17 protein-coding genes, 1 tRNA gene and 1 pseudogene are annotated in these 23,408 nt (G+C 45.2%); 12 read left to right on the top strand and 7 right to left on the bottom strand.

Going from position 1 to position 23,408, the window contains the following annotated elements; all coding sequences use genetic code 11:
* Positions 1-282: 282 nt before the first annotated feature.
* The 4 genes from GVO63_RS05105 to apbC form a co-directional block, all read right to left on the bottom strand.
* Positions 283-359: transfer RNA gene (locus tag GVO63_RS05105), tRNA-Pro, on the bottom strand.
* A 135-nt stretch (positions 360-494) separates the two neighbouring features.
* Positions 495-1,931: a DASS family sodium-coupled anion symporter gene (locus tag GVO63_RS05100; protein WP_159578367.1), complete on the bottom strand. Its 1,437-nt coding sequence runs from the start codon at positions 1,929-1,931 to the stop codon at positions 495-497.
* Positions 1,932-2,066: 135 nt separating this feature from the next.
* Entirely contained in the window at positions 2,067-2,660 is a 594-nt protein-coding gene (gene dcd, locus GVO63_RS05095; protein WP_159489239.1) for a dCTP deaminase, read from the bottom strand.
* 146 nt (positions 2,661-2,806) lie between these two features.
* A complete protein-coding gene (apbC, locus tag GVO63_RS05090) occupies positions 2,807-3,913 on the bottom strand; it encodes an iron-sulfur cluster carrier protein ApbC (protein ID WP_159578366.1) in 1,107 nt (368 codons plus the stop codon).
* 108 nt (positions 3,914-4,021) lie between these two features.
* On the opposite strand from apbC, the gene metG reads away from it, so the two are divergent.
* Complete coding sequence (metG, locus tag GVO63_RS05085) at positions 4,022-6,049, top strand: methionine--tRNA ligase (RefSeq protein ID WP_159489235.1); 2,028 nt, start codon at positions 4,022-4,024, stop codon at positions 6,047-6,049.
* A 174-nt stretch (positions 6,050-6,223) separates the two neighbouring features.
* On the opposite strand, the gene GVO63_RS05080 is transcribed toward metG, so the two are convergent.
* Positions 6,224-7,084 carry a methyltransferase domain-containing protein gene (locus GVO63_RS05080; RefSeq protein ID WP_159578365.1) on the bottom strand — a complete coding sequence of 287 codons (861 nt, stop codon included), beginning with the start codon at positions 7,082-7,084 and terminating at the stop codon, positions 6,224-6,226.
* Between the two features lie 84 nt (positions 7,085-7,168).
* Here GVO63_RS05080 and gloB point away from each other — a divergent pair, with 84 nt between their 5' ends.
* From gloB to GVO63_RS05060, 4 genes and pseudogenes are all read left to right on the top strand, one after another.
* Complete coding sequence (gene gloB, locus GVO63_RS05075; RefSeq protein ID WP_159578364.1) at positions 7,169-7,960, top strand: hydroxyacylglutathione hydrolase; 792 nt, start codon at positions 7,169-7,171, stop codon at positions 7,958-7,960.
* Positions 7,961-8,024: 64 nt separating this feature from the next.
* A pseudogene (locus GVO63_RS05070) lies at positions 8,025-9,748 on the top strand (LysM peptidoglycan-binding domain-containing protein).
* Between the two features lie 74 nt (positions 9,749-9,822).
* Positions 9,823-10,857: an ion transporter gene (locus GVO63_RS05065; protein ID WP_159578363.1), complete on the top strand. Its 1,035-nt coding sequence runs from the start codon at positions 9,823-9,825 to the stop codon at positions 10,855-10,857.
* 129 nt (positions 10,858-10,986) lie between these two features.
* Entirely contained in the window at positions 10,987-12,978 is a 1,992-nt protein-coding gene (locus tag GVO63_RS05060; RefSeq protein WP_159578362.1) for an Ig-like domain-containing protein, read from the top strand.
* Between the two features lie 273 nt (positions 12,979-13,251).
* Here the strand turns inward: GVO63_RS05060 and cysS are convergent, their stop codons facing one another.
* Positions 13,252-14,634, bottom strand: a complete 1,383-nt coding sequence (cysS, locus tag GVO63_RS05055) for a cysteine--tRNA ligase (RefSeq protein WP_159578361.1) — start codon at positions 14,632-14,634, stop codon at positions 13,252-13,254.
* 186 nt (positions 14,635-14,820) lie between these two features.
* On the opposite strand from cysS, the gene GVO63_RS05050 reads away from it, so the two are divergent.
* The 6 genes from GVO63_RS05050 to gtfA all read left to right on the top strand — a co-directional run bounded on the left by GVO63_RS05050 (position 14,821) and on the right by gtfA (position 21,006).
* Positions 14,821-15,312, top strand: a complete 492-nt coding sequence (locus GVO63_RS05050) for a peptidylprolyl isomerase (RefSeq protein ID WP_159489223.1) — start codon at positions 14,821-14,823, stop codon at positions 15,310-15,312.
* Between the two features lie 135 nt (positions 15,313-15,447).
* Positions 15,448-16,173 carry a UDP-2,3-diacylglucosamine diphosphatase gene (lpxH, locus tag GVO63_RS05045; protein WP_159578360.1) on the top strand — a complete coding sequence of 242 codons (726 nt, stop codon included), beginning with the start codon at positions 15,448-15,450 and terminating at the stop codon, positions 16,171-16,173.
* A gap of 186 nt (positions 16,174-16,359) precedes the next feature.
* The gene (locus tag GVO63_RS05040; protein ID WP_159578359.1) at positions 16,360-16,974 is read left to right on the top strand and encodes an OB-fold-containig protein; all 615 of its coding nucleotides are present in this window, start codon (positions 16,360-16,362) and stop codon (positions 16,972-16,974) included.
* Positions 16,975-16,993: 19 nt separating this feature from the next.
* Positions 16,994-18,763 (top strand): flotillin family protein, encoded by a 1,770-nt coding sequence (locus GVO63_RS05035; RefSeq protein ID WP_159489217.1) that lies wholly within the window; start codon positions 16,994-16,996, stop codon positions 18,761-18,763.
* A 228-nt stretch (positions 18,764-18,991) separates the two neighbouring features.
* On the top strand, positions 18,992-19,159 hold the full coding sequence (locus GVO63_RS05030; protein WP_159489215.1) for an oxidoreductase-like domain-containing protein: 168 nt from the start codon (positions 18,992-18,994) through the stop codon (positions 19,157-19,159).
* Positions 19,160-19,509: 350 nt separating this feature from the next.
* Positions 19,510-21,006 (top strand): sucrose phosphorylase, encoded by a 1,497-nt coding sequence (gene gtfA, locus GVO63_RS05025; RefSeq protein WP_159578358.1) that lies wholly within the window; start codon positions 19,510-19,512, stop codon positions 21,004-21,006.
* A gap of 377 nt (positions 21,007-21,383) precedes the next feature.
* Here the strand turns inward: gtfA and GVO63_RS05020 are convergent, their stop codons facing one another.
* Entirely contained in the window at positions 21,384-22,397 is a 1,014-nt protein-coding gene (locus GVO63_RS05020; protein ID WP_159578357.1) for a zinc-binding alcohol dehydrogenase family protein, read from the bottom strand.
* Between the two features lie 99 nt (positions 22,398-22,496).
* On the opposite strand from GVO63_RS05020, the gene GVO63_RS05015 reads away from it, so the two are divergent.
* Positions 22,497-23,408, top strand: a complete 912-nt coding sequence (locus GVO63_RS05015; RefSeq protein ID WP_159578356.1) for a LysR family transcriptional regulator — start codon at positions 22,497-22,499, stop codon at positions 23,406-23,408.

Raw genomic sequence — 23,408 nt, 5'->3', positions numbered from 1 at the left:
AGAAACTTTGAAAATTATCGAATAAGAGTGATGACCCATTGTGGATGGGATGGTGTTATCAACAGAGTGAGATGAATGCTGATCCCCCGTTTATGGGGTAGAGCCTATCAACAGAGTGAGATGAATGCTGATCCCCCGTTTATGGGGTAGAGCCCCCATTGTGGATGGGATGGGGTTATCAATCGTGTAAGGTGAATGCTGATCCCCCGTTTATGGGGTAGAGCCGATATTTTTAGATACTGAATGGCTGCATGTCAAGCCACTCAAGGGTGAGAGAGAAGTTGGTCGGTGTGAGAGGATTTGAACCTCCGACCCCTGACACCCCATGACAGTGCGCTACCAGGCTGCGCTACACACCGACCGAAAGAGCGAGTAAGTCTACTCAAATTTATTCACAATGCAACGAGAATTAGCAATAAGCCTGTTCAAGCGCTCAATTGCTAACCACCTTTGCTAATTTATACGTTAAATCCCATCATCAACCGTTAGATTTATCAGGCGAGCGTGACGTAACATACCGCCGTTACTACGAATGCAACCAGCACGTTTAGCACTACACCTTCTCTCGCCATGGTCTTAATATCAAATTTGTCTGTTGAATATGCAATTGCGTTAGGTGCGGTTGCCACCGGCAACATAAAGGCGCAACTTGCGCTTATCGCAGCTGGTATCATAAGTAGTTTTGGGTCTACTCCCACCGCCATACCTGCGGCGGCGAGAATGGGCATTAGCAATGTCGACGTCGCTGTATTAGACGTTATTTCCGTTAGGAAGGTTACAAACAGACAAATACAAAGTACCAAAAGAAGAACCGGCAAGGTAGACAGTCCTGTAAGCCATGTTCCCATTAATACGCTTAGGCCTGAAGACATAAACGCTTTAGCAATACAAATGCCGCCTGCAAATAAAAGTAACATCCCCCATGGAATATCGTTGGCCGTTTTCCAATCTAGCAGCTTGTCGTTATTGCCTTTGGCGTCCACCTGCCCGTTGTCATTACCGCTGTTGGTGAAGAACATGGCGGCAACACCGGCGACGGCAATTGTACTGTCGCTTATAGTGCTTACGCCTATCCATGCTGTCCAAAAAGGCCGGAAAATCCAGGCGAATGCCACCGTGCCAAATATGGCAAGCACGCGTTTTTCAGCTTTTGTCCACGTACTTGGCATGGGTAAATCGATGTTCCCCACTTCTTTAATACCGCGCGCTAGCCATAACGCCATAATCGGTACGCCTATAATCACAATAGGAACGCCCGTTTTCATCCAATCGATAAAACTGTATTCAATGCCTTGAGTTTCTTCATATACGCTCATGAAGATTATATTCGGTGGTGTGCCAATTGGCGTACCCACTCCGCCCAAGCTTGCTGAATAGGCTATGCCGAGAATAAGTGCTACGCCAAAACGCGGGTTGTCTACCGCGTTGATAATGGCAATCGCCATAGGCAACATCATCAAAACCGTGGCTGTGTTACTTATCCACATGCTCAGCACAGCGGTAGTCAGCATGAAACCAAGTACCAGCTTAAGCGGGCTACCACTGCCTGTTACTCGAAGCATATAAATGGCAAAACGCTTGTGCAAATTAGCGCGCTCTAATGCTTTAGACAGCATAAACGCAGCCATTAATAGAATGATAACGTGACTTCCAAGCGCTGATGCGGCCTCGCTGTGCGACAACACCCCAAATAGTGGAAATAGTGCAAAAGGTAAAAGTGAAGTCGCCGGAATGGGAAGTGCTTCTGTTACCCAAAGCACCGCAACAAATAACGTAATAGCAGCAGTAAAAATGATGTCGCTGGGTTGGTCGATAACCCATAGCCCAATGCCACTTAGAACAGAGACTATGAACGCAAACAGAATAATACTGTTTTTTCGTGTCGGCTTTCGCCGTGGGATTTCTGGAGACGGTTGAGGGTCAGTGTGCATTGCGCTTCCCTTTACTGATAGCTTTATTATAAGTGCAAGGGCTTAAACCCTAGTTATTGCTCTTATATTTTCTATCAGTAATTGGCGGGAAACGCACGAGGCTTTTCAAAAAACCTTGTTTTTTAGCTATTTTTCTTACTTGCTTTCTTCATCTGACGAAATTCTGCTGGCTACTGCACCCGCTTGACCTTTATATTTCGCATCGACTCTTGCGTTATAAGGCTTTTCTGCCGGTGCGGAAAGCACCTCAAAGCTGAGCGCTCCAATCTTCATTTTGGGGCGAAGCGCCAAAGGAAGTTTACCGCTGTTGTAAAATTCAAGTACAATATTGCCGGACCAACCTGGGTCAATTCGGTGCGCGGTTACGTGCACCATCAAGCCTAAACGCGCAAGCGATGAACGCCCATCAAGCCAACCCACAATGTTGTCAGGCAAGGTTACGGATTCATGCGTGATAGCAAGCGCCAGCTCGCCAGGGTGAAGAAAAAAAGCCTTGCCCTCTTCTAGCACAATTTCATCGCTCATCACGTGATCGAGCGCTTCTTGCACTTGCGTTTTCGGGCCACTTAAATCTATGAACGGCGCTTGGTGATCTTCAAATACACGAAACTTGTTACCTAGGCGGATATCTACCGTTACACCACTAATCTGATCGTAGTTAGGTGTAGGGTCGATTTTAATTTTTCCATCTTGCAGATGTTGGTAGATATCGCGGTCGCACAAGCGCATGGTGTATTCCTCATTTCGTTAGGCCGCTATTATGCGTATGTCATGGCCTGCATTCAACTGCTCAAACGCTTGTTTTATCAGCTTTTGCGCAATTTTTACTTAATTTTAAAAGGAAGCAGCCTGACATGCTGACCATTCATGTCGAACTAAGCTTTACCCACTATTCCAATCGGGTCGCCTTTGATGTGTGTAACCGCTCCTTTGCGCGGCGCAACGGTAAGGGCTAATTGCATAGATAGAGCCCGCGCTGCCTCTCGATAACTTTCACTCAAGTCATTTTCAGGCGAAGTTATTAACAAGGGTGTGCCCGCATCGCCATGCTCCCGAATGTGGATATCAAGGGGAAGCTGCCCCAAAAGCGGTAACCCATGACGTTCGGCAAGTGCTTCCCCCCCGTCTTTTGAAAACACGTAGTCTTTGGTACCACAGGCTCTGCACTGGTAATAGCTCATATTTTCAATAAGCCCCAGCACCGGCACGTTAACTTTTTCAAACATGCTGATGCCCTTTTGCGCATCCGCTAGCGCTAAATCTTGTGGCGTAGTTACTACGACAGATGCGGTAAGCGGCACTTGCTGCGCCATCGTCAACTGAATGTCGCCAGTACCCGGCGGCATATCTACAATTAGGTAATCGAGCACGGGCCACAAGGTTTCATCTAATAACTGCTTTAGTGCTCGGCTTGCCATTGGCCCGCGCCAAACGGCTGCATCTTCTTGTGGAACCAAATACCCGATGGAATTTGCCACCAAGCCATGAGCTTTAAGTGGCTGCATATGCTTGTTGTCTTCGCTTTCAGGGTGCGCATCGGGGTTACCAAGCATAATAGGAATTGATGGACCGTAGATATCGGCATCTAAAATTCCTACTTTAGCGCCTTCCTGCATAAGCGCAAAAGCAAGGTTGATACTGGTTGTAGACTTTCCGACACCGCCTTTGCCAGAGGCGACCGCTATGATATTTTTAATGTTGGTTACCGGTGCAACCGCTGTTTCACCGCTGGCAATATGTTGTTTAAAGGTAAGCGTGGCATCATCAAGCTTGCCTTTTAGTTGTTTAATTACTTCTTCTTTAAGCACGTTTAACTGTGTGGCGATACAAAATGGTAAAGTAACCGTAACTCCCGCATCTTCATTTTCTGTCTGGCTGAACGCACACCATGGCAAGGTATCTTCAACATCTAATGAAAAATACTTGGCCAAAATTACAGCAACTTTTTGCGTTGGTGGCTCCGCTTTGCGAGAAAAGAACATAAAATGCCTTACTAGTAGTAGAATTGTGTGAATTACGTAATGCAAAAAACGCGGTTTTCCGCTAGTATTTGCACCCATTTTGAAACGCAAAGAATCAATAACGTCATTATGTCAGAAAAACGCCGAATTCTGGTAACCAGTGCGTTGCCATACGCAAATGGCTCTATTCATTTAGGTCATTTGCTAGAACACATTCAAACCGACATCTGGACTCGTTTTCAACGCCTTCGCGGAAACGAATGTTACAGTGTTTGCGCAGACGATGCACACGGTACGCCGGTTATGCTTAAAGCCCAAGAGCTTGGCATAACACCAGAAGAAATGGTGGCTAGAACCCGTGCAGAGCATCATCAAGACCTTGTTGATTTCCACGTTAATTACGACAATTACTATGTAACCCATTCGCCAGAAAACAAGGCATTGTGTGAAGAAATTTACACCCGTTTAGATAACGCAGGTTACATCAGTAAGCGTACTATTAACCAACTGTTCGACCCTGAAAAAGAAATGTTCTTGCCGGACCGTTTCGTTAAGGGTACGTGCCCAAGCTGTGGCGCAGAAGACCAAAACGGCGATAGCTGTGACGTGTGCGGCGCAACGTATAGCCCTACTGAAGTGAAAAACCCGCGCAGCGTTGTATCGGGTGCCACACCGGTGTTACGTGAATCTGAGCACTTCTTTTTTGACCTGCCTAAATTTGAAGGCATGCTGAAAGAGTGGATCCGCTCCGGTGCCCTTCAAGAAGAGATGGCCAACAAGCTACAAGAGTGGTTCACTGAAGGCCTTCAGCAGTGGGACATCAGTCGCGACGCGCCTTATTTCGGGTTTGAAATTCCAGGTGCCCCAAACAAGTTCTTTTATGTGTGGGTAGATGCACCCGTTGGCTATATGGCGAGTTTCAAAAACTTCTGCGATCAGAACAGCCTAGAGTTTGATGATTTCTGGAAGGCAGATTCAGAGGCCGAGCTTTACCACTTCATTGGTAAAGACATAACCTACTTCCATTGCCTATTCTGGCCCGCCATGCTTGAAGGCGCAGGCTACCGTAAGCCTACTGGCGTAAACATCCACGGTTTTGTAACGGTAAACGGTGCGAAAATGTCAAAGTCGCGCGGTACTTTCATAAAAGGCCGTACTTACCTTGATCACTTGAACCCGGAATATCTACGTTACTATTTTGCGTCTAAGCTAGGTGACGGCGTTACCGACATCGACCTTAACTTTACTGACTTTGCTCAAAAAGTGAATTCAGACCTTGTGGGTAAAGTGGTTAACATCGCAAGCCGCTGCGCAAGCTTTATCACTAAGCGTTTCGACGGCAAATTGTCTGACAACGTCATTGAGCCAGAGTTGATTGCTGAGTTCCAAAACGCGTCTGAAAGCATCGCTGCACTTTTCGAGAAACGCAAATACCACCAAGCTGTGCGCGAAATCATGGCCCTTGCTGACAAAGCGAACCAGTTTATTGACAACAACGCGCCTTGGGTAACCATTAAAGACGAAACTAAGCAGCAGTTCACGCACGACGTATGCTCGCTAGGTATCAATATGTTCCGTCTTTTAGTGATTTACTTAAAGCCCGTACTGCCTGTGCTTGCGGAAAAAGCTGAAGAGTTCTTAAACGACACGTTCGACTGGAATTCACTGCAAACCCTATTGAAAGGCCATGCCATCAACAAGTTCAAGCCAATGATGCAGCGTGTAGAAATGGAGAAGATTGACGCCATGGTTGAAGATTCAAAAGAAAGCCTAGCGCCAGCCGCACCGGCTGTCGACCCAGACAGCCCGCTTGCGAAAGATCCTATCAGCGATACCATCTCGTTTGATGAGTTTGCGAAGGTAGATTTACGTATTGCCCGCATTGCGAAAGCAGAGCACGTGGAGAAAGCCGACAAACTTTTACGTTTAGAGCTCGACTTAGGCGGCGAAACCAGACAGGTATTTGCAGGCATTAAATCAGCCTACTCGCCAGAAGCCCTTATCGGCAAGCACACTGTAATGGTGGCTAACTTAGCCCCGCGTAAAATGCGCTTCGGTATGAGTGAAGGCATGGTATTGGCCGCAGGCCCTGGCGGCGACGAGCTTTATATCCTTGAACCTCACGAAGGCGCAAAGCCTGGTATGCGCGTTAAGTAAGCCTATTGAAGTAACGCAGTTGCGTCAAGAAACCGAATCAAAGACGGTCTCTACACCAAAAGCCACGTTGAATTAAAACCTTCGTGGCTTTTTTGTTACCTTAGTAGTAGCGTTACCGTGGGCATGGGAGCTCGGCTAGTCACTTTGCACGTAGCGACAACAAAGCGAGCGAAACTAACGGCGAGAGCGATTAAACGTGGTGGCTCTTACACTAGCACCAACCGCTGAGAAACTAGGTTTGACGTTGCGCTTGGGCTTGATAGCAGTCATGGGAATCACCCGCTTCTTCGCTAAAATGACATAAACAGCACTACACCAAGGCAAGTAAGACGCGAGATAGTTTTGAAGCTTCACTGCCCCCTTCCATCGTTGCTGAAAGAAAAGCGTAGAAAACAGCACTTGCCGCTGTTCCACTATTTCAAAGCCGAGTAGCTGAAGCCAGTCTTTAATGCGGTATGATGTAAAAAAGCGTGCATCATGAAGAATATTGCCGCGTTTTACCGGCAAGTACTTGGCAATGCCCGCCAAGCTTAAAGGGTTGAACCCACTAATAATAACGTAGCCGTTTTGTGTTATGACGCGATCTACTTCTCTTAAAATTTCGTGAGGGTCCTGCGCAAAGTCAAGTTCATTTGCGAGCAAAAAACCATCAATGCTGTTTTCCGAAAAAGGCAACCGATGCGACAACCCAACAACAGTGTTACCTCTGTTCTTTTTAACGTTACCATATTGGTCATCTTTAAATGCGTGGCTCGACGCGTCATTCTGCCCTAGCGCTTTGTTCTGACTTTCCTGCTCACACTGCCCGCTTAATTGGCTATCAAACGGAACATGATTGATATGATGCCGTATAGGGCTACTATCCAGATTAATTTCTGCGCTGAGTGTGCCTAATTTGGCGAAGTGATACCCGAAAATGCGTTCTGCGTAATCACTACACACTGTGTTAACCGCAGTGCGAATGTGCTCACCCGCAGGAAAGTCTCCCCAGTTTGTGGGGTAGCGAGGTGGTTTGGCTCTAAACGCCGATTTCATTATCACTGCGCGCTCTTTGGTTGCTCTGCTGTCCACAAGCCCCTATAGTAACGCATTATTCTACCTACACAAGCAGGGACAAATATGACGGCAGAAACACTTCCTTCAAACGTGAGCATTCACCCTATCCCCGCATTCACTGATAATTATATTTGGTGTCTTTACGATGATGATAATGCGATTGTTGTCGACCCGGGAGATGCCGAGCCTGTGCTAGCTTTTCTTAAAGCAAAAGGCTTAACACTAAGTGCAGTGCTTATCACGCATCATCACCGAGATCACACAGGTGGCATTGCAAAACTGGTGTCCGCAGTCCCCGATCTTCCCGTTATTGGGCCTCGTGGGAACCACATTCGCGGCATTACCAAATCGGTGTCGCAAGGTGATACGGTATCGCTTCCCGTTTTGAATTTGTCCTTGCAGGTCATGGAAGTGCCCGGACACACGCTAGACCATATTGCTTTCTTTGGGCATGGCACTTTGTTTTGCGGCGATACCTTGTTTTCTGCTGGTTGTGGAAGACTATTTGAAGGCTCTCCAGAACAAATGCATCACTCACTCAATAAACTCAAGCGTTTACCCGATACCACAAAAGTGTACTGTACCCATGAGTACACCCAAGCAAATGTGAAGTTTGCCTTATCGGTTGAACCCAACAATAAGGCGCTGAACGAATATTCAGACTGGGTAACGTCAATGCGTGAAAAAAACATGCCTACGCTACCGAGCACTCTCAAAGAACAAAAAAATATCAATCCGTTTCTAAGGGCACATGAACTTTCTGTGAAAACCGCTGCCGAAGCCTATTGCGAAAATAACCTGGTTGACGATGTAGCAGTTTTTGCTGCAGTTCGCCGCTGGAAAGATGAGTTTTGATGCATTATTAAACCGATTATCGTAACATTGTCGGTTTGCAGTGCTCCAAGAGGTTTCTTCATATATGCAGTTGAAGTTTTTCCCACTATCGCCGCTGATATTGGCGATAGGGTTAACGGGTTGTCAGTTAACCGATAATAATGACGACAGTGCGCAAATTAACACTAACGAGAATGTGTCATTAGAAGCCTGTAGTGAAATTCACGAAACCGAAGAAGCTATTTCTGATTGCGAGCTTGCAAGAGAAGGCGTAATCGATGTCGTTCATCCCAACGACGAAGTGCTCGAAGAAGGAGCAGAAATTACCGATTCACCTGACGTAAATACGCAGGCGGTAGTGACTGATGTGTGGGCACGAGCCAGCGCAAGCTTCGCGCTTCCCATACCAGATGATAGCCGAGTCAATTCCCAACGAAAATGGTACTTGAAGCATCCTGAGTATATGGCGCGTGTTGTTAAACGCGCAAAGCCCTTTCTTTATTACATCGTTGAAGAAATTGAAAAGCGCGACATGCCAATGGAGCTCGTGCTTTTACCTATCGTAGAAAGTGCATTCGACCCCTTTGCGTATTCTCACGGTCGCGCTGCGGGAATGTGGCAGTTTATACCTGGTACGGGCAAACGGTTTGGTATGCCGCAAAACTGGTGGTATGACGGTCGCCGTGATGTGGTTGCCTCAACGCAAGGTGCGCTTGATTACCTCACCTATTTAAATGAAATGTTCGAGGGAGACTGGCTACACGCGCTGGCTGCGTATAACAGTGGCGAGGGTCGAGTTCAAAGAGCAATCAACGCAAATAAACGTGCAGGTAAACCCACTGATTTCTGGAATTTAGACTTACCGAGAGAGACACGCGCTTACGTGCCTAAACTTTTGGCATTAGCAGATATTCTTAAAAATAAAGATGAGTACGCGTATTCATGGCCAGAAATTGAGAATGTGGCGGTTATCGAGGTGGTTGATATTGGCTCACAGGTCGATTTGGCTTTTGCCGCGGAACTGGCGGGTATGTCGTTAAAGGAACTTCATGGATTAAACCCGGGGTTCAACCGTTGGGCAACATCGCCTGATGGCCCTCATAGGTTAGTTCTTCCAATCAAAAAGGCAGCGGCGTTTTCTCAAGCACTCGCGAACATAGATCAAAAAGAACGTCTGAACTGGGTACGTCATTCAGTAAAACCTGGCGACAGCTTAAGCAAAATTGCTAAGCAATATCATACGACAGTGAAAGTGCTAAAAAGAATTAACGAACTGGACAGTTCTATGATACGTGTAGGTCAGGCCATTATGGTTCCCGTCGCGCTTCAAGAGCTCGACAGCTATACTTTGTCGCAGGAACAACGTTTAGCAAGTTTGCAAAACAGCAACACATCGCAACAGAAAATAAGCCATATTGTTAAATCAGGTGATGTTTGCAAAACAGCAACACATCGCAACAGAAAATAAGCCATATTGTTAAATCAGGTGATACGCTTTGGGATATTGCCCGTAAATACAAAATAAGCACTAAGCAGCTTGCGAAATGGAACGGTATGGCACCGGGCGATATGCTACACCCGGGTAAAACACTCGTCGTTTGGCAAGAAAGCGGCGTAACTAGCGGTGTTACCAAAAAGCTGACTTACACGGTAAGAAATGGTGACTCACTGTCGCTTATTGCAAGCAAGTTTAATGTAAAGGTCAGCGATATCGGTAAGTGGAACTCGCTAAATACCAAGCGATACCTTCAACCCGGTCAAAAACTTAAACTTTATGTGGATGTAACACGGCTAAACGCGTCAAGTTAGTGATATAAAGTGCGCGGGAGATGACGGGTCTGCTTTTCAGCATTTACGCGTTACGTCACAAAAAGGATATGGAAATGCTAAGAATTAACCGAGAAAATTTGCGAAATAGTCACGAAACGCCTTGGTTAATTCTAGATTTAGTCATGCTAGGGATATTGTTTGTGAACCTAGCATGGCTGATTTTTGATGCACTGTACGCCACAGACTTTGTGTATGGCCTACTAGGTACCTACTTTCCCACATTCCTTAGCGCGTACGACCCTATTCACAATAACTTTTTGTTGGTCGACTTAGTCTTTATCGCTATATTTTTCACCGAATTCTGCTTTCGCTGGGTAGTTGCTGTTATCCGCAAAGAACACTTACGCTGGTATTTTTTCCCGTTTTTACACTGGTACGACATTATTGGTTTGATCCCAACTGGGCCGACTCGTCTGTTTCGCTTTTTGCGAATATTCTCCCTATTACATCGCTTGCACAAGTTCGAAATTATCGATTTAAACCAAACTGCGGTATTCCGCTTTTTCGCCTTTTACTACGACGTGTTTGTTGAAGAACTCAGTGATAGGATTGTGGTTAAAGTACTAAGCGATGCACAGAAAGATATTTCGGCAGGTTCGCCATTATTAGACGATATCAACGCACAGGTGCTTGCTCCCCGTCGCCCGGTAATTACTCAGTGGATGGCAGGGGTGATCAACCATTTAGGCCAATCTATTCAGAATGAAGAACACGGCGAAGTAATTCGCGAACACGTAAGGAAAAGCGTAGGAAAAGCCGTAAGAAGTAATGCGCAAGTCTCTTCCCTGCACTACCTACCGGTCATCGGTAAAACGATCGAAAACACCTTAGAAGAATCGGTGACCGACATTGTCACTACTTCGCTGGTAAACCTGTTAAGCGACTTAGATGCAGAGCGTATCGATCACTTCATTTCAGTGGGTATGCACGACTATACCCCTACTGCCGATGCGCTTGATAAAGAAGTGCTTAACGTTGTCAATGAATGCTTAGAACTGGTAAAAGCACACGTTGCACAGCAGCGCTGGAAATCGCATTTAACAGAAAAAGAATCGGCTATTCCCACTGGCAAGCCTGATATTAGCTAAAACGCTTGATGCACCTATATGCATACTAAGTAGACCAAAGCTAAAAATGGTTAACTTTAACTAAAACGCGCTTTATACTCCCGCCACTGGAATCTCAAACTTTAATTTAAAAGATAAGGAAGTCTTGCATTGACGAACTTTAATATCATATCGAAAGTATCTCTCATTTCATTATCTTCAGTCCTTTTCGTTTCCGCTTGTGGCGGCGGAGGCAGCGGAAATGACAGCCCCGGCAATGGAAGTGGTAGCGGAGCGACACCTCCCCCACCCAAAATCATTTTGGCCGACTATCAAACTGAAGCCTCATTAAGCAGCCTTTCATCATTGGATAGTTTTCTGCAGCTTGGTTTTATGGCGCAAAATGACTTAGCATTTCCCAAAACGCTTGATACAGCGGGCGAAGTCAGTTGTAGCAATGGCGGACTTTTTGAAAAAACACATTTTGATACCGACAGCGACAGTAAGCTATCAAGTGGTGACACATTAACCATTACTTATCGCGAGTGTTATATAGGAAGCTTAGCTGACTTTGTTGACGGAAGCGTCGTTTACACGATCAACTCATATGTTGAGAATGAAGGTTTCGATGCAACTCTTGATTTAAGTGATTTAGAAATTGACGGATCCATTAATTTGGATGGTCAAGTTCGCATTGAATATGCAGAAGCGCCAACAAACAGTGAATTGTCAATAATTACTCTCGGTGATGTTGCACTAAGCTTTAATGGCGAAAAAGTATTAACCTTTAATGATTTCGAGGTTATGAAACAAAATGATTATCTAACTGCGAAGTATCGAGTCAATGTGAATGGCACTATTGATGACGAGACTATCGGTGAGGCTTATCAGGTCGCGCAAATAGAATCGTTTTCAGGCTTTTTCAACGAATACCCAAATGAGGGGGAAGTTTCCATATTCACCTCTTCAGCTGATGTAGTGAAAGTTTCCGCTAACTTTGTTGAAAACTCCATGTATTACAATGTTGCTTACGGAGAAGAGTCTTTCTTAGTGCGTTGGGAAGAGGCTGTTGAAGGGGCACTTATGGGTGTTGGAACACAAGCCCCAGATTTTATTACGCCTTTTCGTTCCGACAATTTCTCGTTTGCCGCTTTCATTAAGGAAGCTTCGCTGAACAACTTTGGTTTAAGTGATAGCATTGTAATGGTCTTTTCTAGACCAGTAGATTCTGCTTCTGGTTCATACGGGGAGGCGAGTTTTGAGAATTTTGATTTCCCTTACGATAGAGTACCTGCCGATATCGAAATCAATGGCTCTATGGTAATTGTTACCCCTATAAGAGCCCTCAAAGCAAATGCTACATATACATTAAGTGATATCGAAGCAATTTCTACAAATGGCCAAACCGCATTCGCGCGATTTTCAACCATCAAAACAAGCAACAAGATAATTCCTGTTGTCAGTAAGCAGTCGAACCTATTTCGTTACAACGATACTCCTCAGCTTAGTGCAATTGATACTGTAAATAACACTGGTGGGGTTCTGTCTTTTCAATGGAAAGAAAAAAGTGAAATTGGCGTAGAGTTTAACTCTCCTACAGAGGCTGTAACGACGTTCACTGTGCCAGAAGGGACGACTGAAGACATTACCGTTGAAGTAGTTATAACAGCGCCTTCGGGTTACAGTGTGACAGAAACTCTATCGCTAACCTATATGGCTCCAATGAGTACATTTTTGAGTTTTGATAGTCCTACTGGCGATTATATTGGAGGTGGCGAGAGCCGCGTGTATACAGAGACAGATGGCGTGTTCTGGATATCTTACGATGTAGGGACACCTAATTTTATAGGTGTAAGTTATGACGGAACCGATTGGTGGAATTTAGACCTAGCAGCACCTGCTAACGAGTCTATTGATGTTGGCGTGTATGAGGAAGCGAGAAGATATCCCTTCCAGTCTCCAACGTTACCTGGATTAAGCTTCACTGGCTCGGGAAGAGGATGCAATCAGAGTATTGGCAAGTTTGAAATTCTTGAAATGTCTTATGATGGGAGTGGCAATATTCAAAACTTGGCAGTAGACTTTGAACAAAGTTGTGAGCTAACAGGTCCTTTATTGAAAGGAAAGTTCCGCTTTAACTCTGATGCTCCGCTCAATAAATGATAAATCGTTTTCGCTTCTTTAACAGAGAATAATCTAAACGTAAGCGACCACATTTTTAAGCTTAAGACAAAATCTATTACAAAGCCCGGCGTTGATACCGGGCTTTTTTGTAACTCTAAAAAGCGTTTTAACCAAAACGCTTCGTTGCGTATAAAATTGCTGAGCGAGGTGAATGAATGCTTAAAAAGTGTCAACGCTATTTAGGACGGGTCGTACGAAATAAGAAAGCCCACAATAAGTGGGCTTTCTCGACTCAAAATACAACAGCTATTGCTACGCTTTTCGCCACGTAGTGCCGCTTGGGCCGTCTTCTAATACTACGCCTTTCGCGTTTAATGCATCGCGAGCAGCATCAGCTGCCGCCCAATCCTTAGCTGCACGGGCGTCGTTGCGCTGTTTAATTAACGCTTCAATTTCTGCGGCTTCATCATCGTTACCCTCACCGCCTTTAAGATAGGTGTCAGGATCACTTTGAAGCATACCCAAAATTGCGCCTAGACCTTTTAAAACGGCGGCCAGTTTACCCGCTTCATCAGCATTACTCTTTTGACGGTTAAGCTCACGTGCAACATCGAACAACACCGAAAAGGCTTCAGGTACATTTAGGTCGTCGTTCATTGCCGCTTCAAAGCGCGCTAAGTAACCGCCGTAGCTAAGATCGGTACCTTCATCTACTTTTACACCGCGCAGCGCAGTATATAAACGTTCTAGCGCTGCTTTTGCTTGGGTGATGTTGTCTTGTGAATAGCTCAACTGGCTACGATAATGCGCCGACATCAAGAAGAAACGCAGCGTTTCTGCATCGTGCTCTTTTAACACATCGCGCAAGGTAAAGAAGTTACCCAGTGACTTAGACATTTTTTCGTCATTAACCTGTACCATCCCCGCATGCATCCACACGTTTACGTACGGTGTGTCATACGCGCAGCACGACTGCGCCACTTCGTTTTCGTGGTGCGGGAAGGTTAAATCTGAGCCACCGCCATGTATATCGAAATGTGCACCAAGATGCTTGTGGTTCATTGCAGAACACTCAATGTGCCAGCCCGGACGGCCTTCGCCCCATGGTGATTGCCATGCTGGCTCACCCGGCTTCGTGGTTTTCCAAAGCACGAAATCTAGCGGGTCGTCTTTACCTGCTGCCACTTCAACACGGGCACCGGCTTTGAGCTGCTCTAAGTCTTGTTTGCTCAGCTTGCCGTAATCATCAAACTTACTCACATCAAAGAGCACATCACCGCTTTTTGCTTGATAAGCATAACCTTTATCCATCAGGCGCTGAATGATCTCAATGATCTCATCCATGTGCCCACTGACTGTCGGCTCAACGTCTGGCTCTAGCAAGTTAATCGCCGCAAAGTCTTCGTGCATCATGGCGATAGTACGTGCGGTTAGTGCTTCGAAGCTTTCGCCATTCTCATTGGCGCGAGCAATAATTTTATCGTCGATATCGGTGATGTTTCGTACATACTTCACATCTAAACCGAGGTGGCGCATGTAGCGTACTAAAACATCAAAACTTAGGTAGGTACGGGCGTGGCCCATATGACTTAGGTCGTAAACGGTAATACCACACACATACAAACCCACTTTCCCTTCTTGAAGCGGAACAAACTTCGCTTTTTCACGGGTTCGGGTATTGTAAAGATGTAGCATGTCTATATTTCCTGTTTGTCATAATTTTTCGGCCGCAAAGTTTAGCATTGTCACGATTTAAATGGTACAAGCCTTTTAAACAGATATTTCTGCGCTGAGCAGTAAACGTCGTTTTGCGCAATCTACTCGTTTTGCGCTAAACTAGCGCCCACTTTACATATACGCTAACACACAGGACAAACCACAATGGTTACGTTAAAAACAAATTTTGGTGACATCACTCTGGAGCTTTTTGAAGATAAGGCACCTAAAACAGTAGCTAACTTCCTTTCTTATGTAGAAGACGGCTTTTTTGACAACACTATTTTCCACCGTGTAATTAACAACTTCATGATTCAAGGCGGTGGTTTCACGCCTGACATGGAGCAGAAAGACACGAAAGATCCTATCGAAAACGAAGCTGATAATGGTGTTGCAAATGAAGTAGGCACCATCGCAATGGCGCGTACTCAAGACCCACATTCTGCGACCGCACAGTTTTTTATCAACGTAAACAACAACGACTTCCTCAACCACTCAGGCAAATCTGTAAATGGTTGGGGCTACTGCGCTTTTGGTAAAGTTGTTGAGGGCATGGATGTTGTTGAGAAAATTAAGGCCGTTAAAACCGGTAACAGTGGCTACCACCAGGACGTGCCTGTTGAGCCAGTGATCATTGAAAAAGCCGTTGTAGCGTAAACAACTGCTTAGATAACTCGCAAAACTCCTGACTCAATATTGGCTTGGCTGACACGGTGTTCAATACAAGCCTTTAGTTAAATTAAAGCCGCGTGATTGTTGACGCGGCTTTTTAGACCACACTTAAGAAGATTTATGTCGTTCACCTACTTCATTGCCGATTTACATCTAAGTGCAGACCGTCCAGATATAACAGAGTGTTTAATGCGCTTTTTAAAAGAGGATGCCATTAATGCCGACGCACTTTATGTTCTTGGCGACCTCTTTGAAGTGTGGATTGGCGACGACAATGTTACCCCGTTTAATACTGCTATAGCGACAGCCTTCAAGGAAGTAAGTCAGCACTGCCCTATTTACTTCATCCATGGCAATCGTGATTTCGCTATACGAGAGAAGTGGCTAGCGAAAGCCGGCATGACATTGTTAAACGAGCAAGAAGTCATAGATTTGTATGGCACACCTACCCTATTGACTCATGGCGATGAGCTATGTACGCGCGATATTGCCTATCAAAAATTTCGTAAAAAATCCCGTGGTTGGTGGTGGCCGCGCCTAATGCTTGCCCTACCATTATGGTACCGACAGCGTGTTGCTGATAACGGGCGCGCGGAAAGTAAAGCGAAACAACAAAACCTCAAACCGGAAATTATGGATGTTACCCCCGAAGAAGTGGTAAAAGTGATGGAAAAATGGGGCGTGCAGCGCATGATCCACGGTCATACGCACAGACCCAATATTCATAGTCTCAAGGCAAACGGAAAATCCGCTACACGCATTGTACTTGGCGATTGGTACGACCAAGGTAGTGTTTTGAAGGTCACGCCTACCGAAGTCATGTTGCAAAATCACAACTTTAAGTAAGAACATGCGGTAATCTCGCTTTTTTGATTGTGAAGAATAACGACTGTTGCAATCGACTTGGGCTCTTACATATTGAATCAAAATCCCTTTTTCAAACTATTCTAAAGTACACAAGTTATTCACTGGCTTAATTTTTGTTCTATGGTATAAATGATCAAAACAAGCTTGTCATCAAGGATGGTGTAAATGACAGATGTACTTCTTTCCCCTGCAAACTTTTGGTTTAGCATTGCCCTAATCGCCGTTTTCTTAGTTTTCATTTTAGAGCTTGTGAGTACGATTTTTGGCATAAGCCTTTTGGGATTGGGCGACCACTTTGGTGAATTAGACGGTGAAGGCTTTCTCAGCACATCCTTTGCTAACTGGCTCAATATCAACAAAGTCCCTTTTCTCGTCTACCTAATTGTATTAATGACCTTTTTCGGTCTTTCAGGGCTCATCATTAACGGCTTGAGCGCCAGTGTACTTAGCCTAACGTTACCCTCACTTATCTCTGTTCTGCTCGCTTTAGTGATTGGCCTATTAATTACTACTAAAACGGTTAGCGTTATTTCAAGCTTACTCCCTACTGTGGAATCTAGTGCACTTAGCAACGACGACTTTATAGGCTCTGTCGCAGAGATCACAATCGGAAAAGCGAGTCGCGGTAATCCGGCTGAAGCAAAGTTCACCGATAATTATTTACAACCTCATTTTGTGTTAGTCGAGCCTTTTGAAGAGGAAGAGCTTTTTTCACAAGGAGAGCGCGTAATTTTAGTTCAGAAAAATGAACACAGCTGGTTAGCAACCCGCTACCAATAACCTAAAAAGAGATAAAAGTATGGATACAATTCAACCATCTAGCTTGCCGTCAATACTCTTTATTGCCGGTGCTATTGTCATAGGCCTCATTGTTACTGGCCTTATTTTCGCCAAGCTCTATACCCGTGCAACAAAAGAAACAGCGTTTGTTAGAACGGGGCTAGGCGGCGAGAAAGTGATTAAAGACGGCGGTGCCATTGTGCTTCCCGTGGTTCACGAAATTATTCCAGTGAACATGAACACCCTTCGCATAGAAGTTGAGAAAATACAAAAAGACGCGCTGATCACAAAAGATCGCATGCGCGTTGACGTTAAGGCCGACTTCTATTTGCGTGTAGCACCTAATGCCAATGGCATATCAATGGCAGCGCAAACCCTAGGCACGCGCACGACTCGTGCCGAAGAAGTTAAAAAGCTGATGGAGTCAAAGTTTGTGGACGTACTCCGTGCAGTAGCGGCTGAAATGAGCATGACAGAGATGCACGAACAGCGCGCTGACTTCGTGCAAAAAGTTCAGCAAAGTGTTGCAAATGACCTTGAAAAGAACGGTCTTGAACTGGAGTCGGTCAGCTTAACCGGTTTTGACCAAACCGACCTGCAGTTCTTCAATGAAAACAACGCATTCGATGCCGAAGGCCGCGCACGCTTGACCAAAATTATCGAAGAAAAGCGCAAAGAAACTAACGATATTCAGCAAGAAAACCGCATTCTTATCGAGCAACGTAATCTCGCGGCTGAAAAGCTATCGCTTGAAGTAAAGCGTGACGAAGAAGAAGCCCGCCTTGCCCAAGAACAAATACTGGCTTTCAAACGCCAAGAACAAAAGGCCGAAATTGCCAAGCAACGTGAAATGAAAGAGCGTGAAGAGCGCGAGGCAGAGATTGCAAAAGACCGCGCTATTGAAGCTGCCGAAATCGAGAAGTCGCGTGAGATTGAAACACAAGAAATTGCTAAGCGTCAGGCCCTAGAGCAAGCACGTATTCGTCAGCAACAAGAAGTTGAGGTATCTGAACAGATAAAACAAATTGCTGTTGCGGTTAAATCAGAAGAAGAGTCTGCTGCACGAGCAAAAGCTGCAGAAGCTGAGAAGCAAAAAGTAGAGAAAGAAGAAGCTGTGAAAACAGCACGCTCGGTAGCAGAAGCAGAGCGTAGAAAACAAATTGAAGTTATTGATGCACGCAAAGAAGCTGAGCGTGAGGCAGTAGGTATTACCGTTGAAGCACAAGCAAAAAGAGAAGCTGCTGAGAACTCTGCTGCTGCCATTCTAACAGAAGCGAAGGCCACCGCAGACGCTAAGATGCTGCAAGCTGATGCTGACGAGAAGGTACTTGCTGTTGAAGCGCAAGGTAAACAGGCGCTATATGAAGCAGAAAACACACTTAAAACGGAACAAATTGAGTTACAAAAAGCACTCGCAATGCTTAAGATTTTACCTGAACTTGTCGCCAACGCAGTTAAACCACTCGAAAACATTGAAGGCATTAAAATTCTTCAGGGTTACGGTCAAGGTACTGGCGCTAGAGGCGAGCACACGGTCGCAACCGCTGGCGGAGGTTTAGCGGAGCAAGTAACTCAAGCTGCTCTTAATTACCGCGCAAACGCACCTCTGGTAGACTCTATGTTACGTGAAGTGGGTTTAGTTGATGCAGAAAGTGGGACATTAGAAGACTTGGTAACCAACAACAGCGACTTACTTGTTAAAGGCAGCGCTGTAAAGCCTAAGGCTGTTGCCGTTCCACCTGAGCAGCTAGACGGTAATAAAGCACAGGAAACGACCCCTGCAGAATAGCGCGTTACTTTGAAACACGTTCCGAATCTTACGTGCAGTAAAATACAGACCGCCCCGGTAATTGGACAAACTCAGTACCGGGGCTTTTTACTGCTGTAAGTCTCAACCTCTCAAAGCTGCAAAGATTTTTTATTAATAGTAAGATACGTCAAAATAATGTGCCTTTGGCGTAGTTAACGCGCTTTTTACAAAAACAGTAAGGGTGTGTGTAATTCGAGGATAGTTTTTATGACGTCGATGCCAGAAAAACCTGAGAAGCCGTTAAAAGACGACTGCTGCGGCGCAGGCTCGTGCTATCTTTGTGTCTGGGACGTCTATTATGAAAAGTTGGCCGAATGGAAGGAAGCCAAACGAGAATTAGACGCTAAAAATGCCTCAAATAGTAGTGATAGGTAATGTATACGCTGGGCAATAACGACTACTTACTTCATTGATTCATCTAACTAATTCATTAGCTATAACCTTAAACCAACTTTTATCAAACATGCCGTTAACACTCCTCCTATTTAAACTTCTCATTTACAAATTATCGCGCCACTGCTAACCTATCTTAATCGATTAAGATATCATTTTTACGTGCCTCATCTACCAACGATGAGTGACGAGTAAAAGCGCAACAATTAAGCAACACCCGTTACATATTCTGAAACGAATCAACAAGACAGGTAGCGCTTAATTTAGGGTAATGCGAACTTGCGGTATTTTTGAAACGCGAGTACGCGCCTACTGAATTTTGGAGAGTTACAATGTCTATACGCAATGGCGTACAACTAATCACCTATGCAGACCGTCTAGGCGACGGCAACATCGAGAGCCTTACAAGCCTACTTCAAGGCCCTTTAAACGGTCTATTCCAAGGTGTTCACATTCTGCCTTTCTACTACCCATATGATGGGGAAGATGCAGGTTTCGATCCGATTGATCACACCTCTGTAGATGAGCGTTTAGGCGACTGGAACAACATCAAAAAGCTTGGCGAATCTGTTGATATCATGGCCGATCTAATTGTTAACCACATGTCTGGTCAAAGTGAAGCGTTTAAAGATGTGCTGAAAAAAGGTCGTGATTCCGAGTATTGGCCTCTATTTCTTACCAAAGAAGATATTTTTAAAGGCAACGACCACGCGTTAATTGATGAGCAAATCGCTAAAGTGTTCCGCCCTCGCCCGACACCGTTTTTTAGCGATTATGAAGTGGGTACAGACACAGCCTCGCCTGAGACTGTTCCATTTTGGACTACTTTTACCTCTAATCAAATTGATATCGATGTTGAGTCACAACTGGGTAAAGATTATTTGTCGTCGATCCTTCAATCGTTTACCGAGAGTAACGTTGACTTAATTCGCTTAGACGCAGCAGGCTACGCTATCAAGCGTGCAGGCACTAACTGCTTTATGCTTGAAGAAACCTTTGAGTTCATAGAAGCATTATCAACTCGTGCTCGTACTATGGGCATGCAGTGCCTTGTTGAAATTCACAGCCATTATCAAACCCAAATTGATATCGCTTCACGTTGTGACAGTGTTTATGATTTTGCTTTACCACCATTGGTACTGCATACATTGTTTACTAAAGATGCGAGCGCGCTGGCGCATTGGCTTTCAATTTCACCACGCAACTGTTTTACTGTACTTGATACGCACGACGGCATCGGTATTGTTGACGTGGGCGCAAGCGGCGACAAGCCGGGTTTAATTAGTGCCGACGCAATTAACGCGCTTGTTGAGCAAATTCACGTTAACTCTAACGGTGAATCTAAGAAAGCCACGGGTGCCGCTGCAAATAACGTTGACCTTTACCAAGTAAACTGTACCTATTATGACGCCCTTGGCCAAGACGACTTTGCCTATTTAGTTGCCCGTGCCATTCAGTTTTTTAGTCCAGGTATTCCACAAGTTTATTATGGCGGCTTACTTGCTGCGCCTAACGACATGGATTTGCTGGCTAAAACCAACGTAGGCCGCGACATTAACCGCCCGTACTTGACATCTGAAATGGTTAACGACGCGCTTGAAAAGCCAGTTGTGAAAGGCTTAATGCAGCTAATTAAACTACGAAACGAAAGCCAAGCATTCAATGGCGCTTTCGACGTAAGCTACAGTGGTAACACATTGCTACTTACCTGGAATAAAGACGGCGATATAGCTTCATTAACCGTCGACTTAAACAATATGAACGCCACGGTAACGACTGTCACTAGCGGCGAGGAAAGTACGCTGTCTATCGGTTCTTTACTTGCCTAAACTGTATATGGATAAGTAGTTAACCCTAATAATACTAGGGCGTGTTAAAAGGAGTATGGGGAAATTTTTCCCTATGCTCATCATTTTATCTTGAAGGGCGTGTAGCTACTTGGCATCGATGCGGTGCGATGCCCTATGCCGTCTAGATTGATATTGTGGGACAAGATTGCGAGTGAATGGAAGCTCGATTGCCTCGGTGACCTTACTAAATGCAGTTAGTGAAAAAATCAACGCCATTTCGAAGGGGCAGATTTCAGGTTGTACTTTAGTGAATATACAAGGATAGGTCTTGGCGTTACCCTAGGCTTTATTCGCCCCTATTCAATATTGATAGCCACAGGCAATGTAAACATTGCCTGCGGCTAACTTCTTTCTAATTAGAAGCCCTCCAAGACGAGCTTACCAATAGCCCGCCCCTCTTCTAAAATTTTGTGCGCTTCAATCAAATTTTCTGCGGTAATTTTACCTAAGTTTTTGCCCACTGTCGTTTTCACTTTTCCTTCATCAATTAGCGACGCAACATGATTAAGCAAGCGACTTTGCTCTACCATATCGTCGGTTTCAAACATGGAACGGGTGAACATAAACTCCCAATGAAGCGACAGGCTTTTTTGTTTGAGCTTTGCCACATCCAAGCTTTCAGGGTCATCTATTAACGCCAATTTACCTTTCGGCTTCATGACTTCCACATAGGTATCGATATACTGGTGCGTGTTATTCAAACTTGCAACGTGGGTCACTTCACCAATATTCAAGGCCTTGATTTGCTCAGCCATAGGTTTGCTATGGTCAACCACATAGTCTGCGCCCAATTCCTGCACCCAGTTTTTTGAGCTTTCTCGAGAGGCGGTGGCAATAACAGTTGCCCCCGTGAGTGCTTTGAGCAATTGAAGCATGATGGAGCCAACGCCTCCCGCTGCGCCCACGACAAGTACCACCTCCTCGCTTTTCTCGCTTTGTTGCTCAAGCTCAAGATGATCGAACAGTAACTCATAGGCGGTAATAGTGGTTAGTGGAAGTGCTGCAGCATCGCTGTCAGACAAAGATTTAGGCGCTTTGCCCACAATACGCTCGTCAACTAATTGAAACTCTGCGTTAGAGCCTTGTCGGGTAAGATCGCCAGCGTAATACACCCTATCACCTACCGCAAATTCGGTAACATCCGCACCAATATCAACCACTTCGCCTACAGCATCCCAGCCGAGTATTTTAGGGGCGCCACCATCAGGGTTCACGCGATGACGAATTTTATAATCGACAGGGTTAACCGCAATTGCACTTATTTTGACAAGTAGATCTCGCCCCGAAGCACTAGGTTTATCTACTTCTAGGTCTATCAACGCATTGGGCTCGCTAATATCAAGTGAGTGGGTATAGCCAATTGCTTTCATTATTCGTTTCTCCTTTAAGTGATAGTGTCATCATACCCTTGATTAAATTTTGATAAACAGCACAATAAGAGAAACATTATCAAATAATTTTTGAAAATCATGTTATTCGATGACTTAAACGTTGTAATAAAAGTAGCTGAATTTAGAAACATCACCGCTGCCGCGACACATTTGAACATGCGTACGGCAACCGCGAGTGCGGCTGTGAAACGAGTTGAGCAAGCCCTCGGCGCTGAGTTATTTGTGCGTACAACCCGTTCGTTACGACTGTCTTCTGCCGGTGAACGCTTCTTGCCAACGTGCGAACAAGCCATGGCGATGCTGACAAACGCTAAGCAAAACTTAAAAGGCGACACTGGCGTTATTGAGGGCGAATTACGACTAGGTTTGTCGTCTGATTTGGGCAGAAATGTGATTGCGCCGTGGCTTGATGACTTTATGAATGAGCATGAAAGAATAAGTGTAAAACTCAACTTGAGCGACAGCAATATCGACTTCTACCGCGACCCTATCGATTTGGCCTTGCGCTATGGCTCGCCTGACGATGCAAGCGTTTACGGCTTTAAAATTTGTGATGTGCCTCGATTACTCGTCGCTTCCCCGTCTTATGTCAGCACCTTTGGTGCGCCTCAACAATTGGAAGAATTACACGCGCACAACGGGCTTTTTTATCAACTTCACGACAAAGTGTATAACGAATGGGAGTTCTCAGATCAAGGCAAACCGCTAAAGATTAAGATGCAGGGCAACAGAACCGCGAACGACGGTGAAATGGTAAGACGATGGGCTGTATCGGGCAAAGGGGTTGCCGTTAAATCAAGTTTAGACGTCTGCGACGACATTATAAATCGGCGTCTTGTTACCTTGCTGCCTGATTGCCAACCAAAACCTACTCAACTTTGGCTGATTTGCCCAAGCCGCCAGTCAATTACACCAGCGGTTAGGCTTTTACGAGACATGTTAAAAACGCGCTGCACTGAGTGTTTAGCGCATCTAGCAGCAATTGACTAG

Source organism: Alteromonas sp. KUL106 (genome assembly GCF_009811415.1).
Lineage (GTDB): Bacteria > Pseudomonadota > Gammaproteobacteria > Enterobacterales > Alteromonadaceae > Alteromonas.
This window is presented reverse-complemented; position numbering and strand designations above follow the sequence as displayed.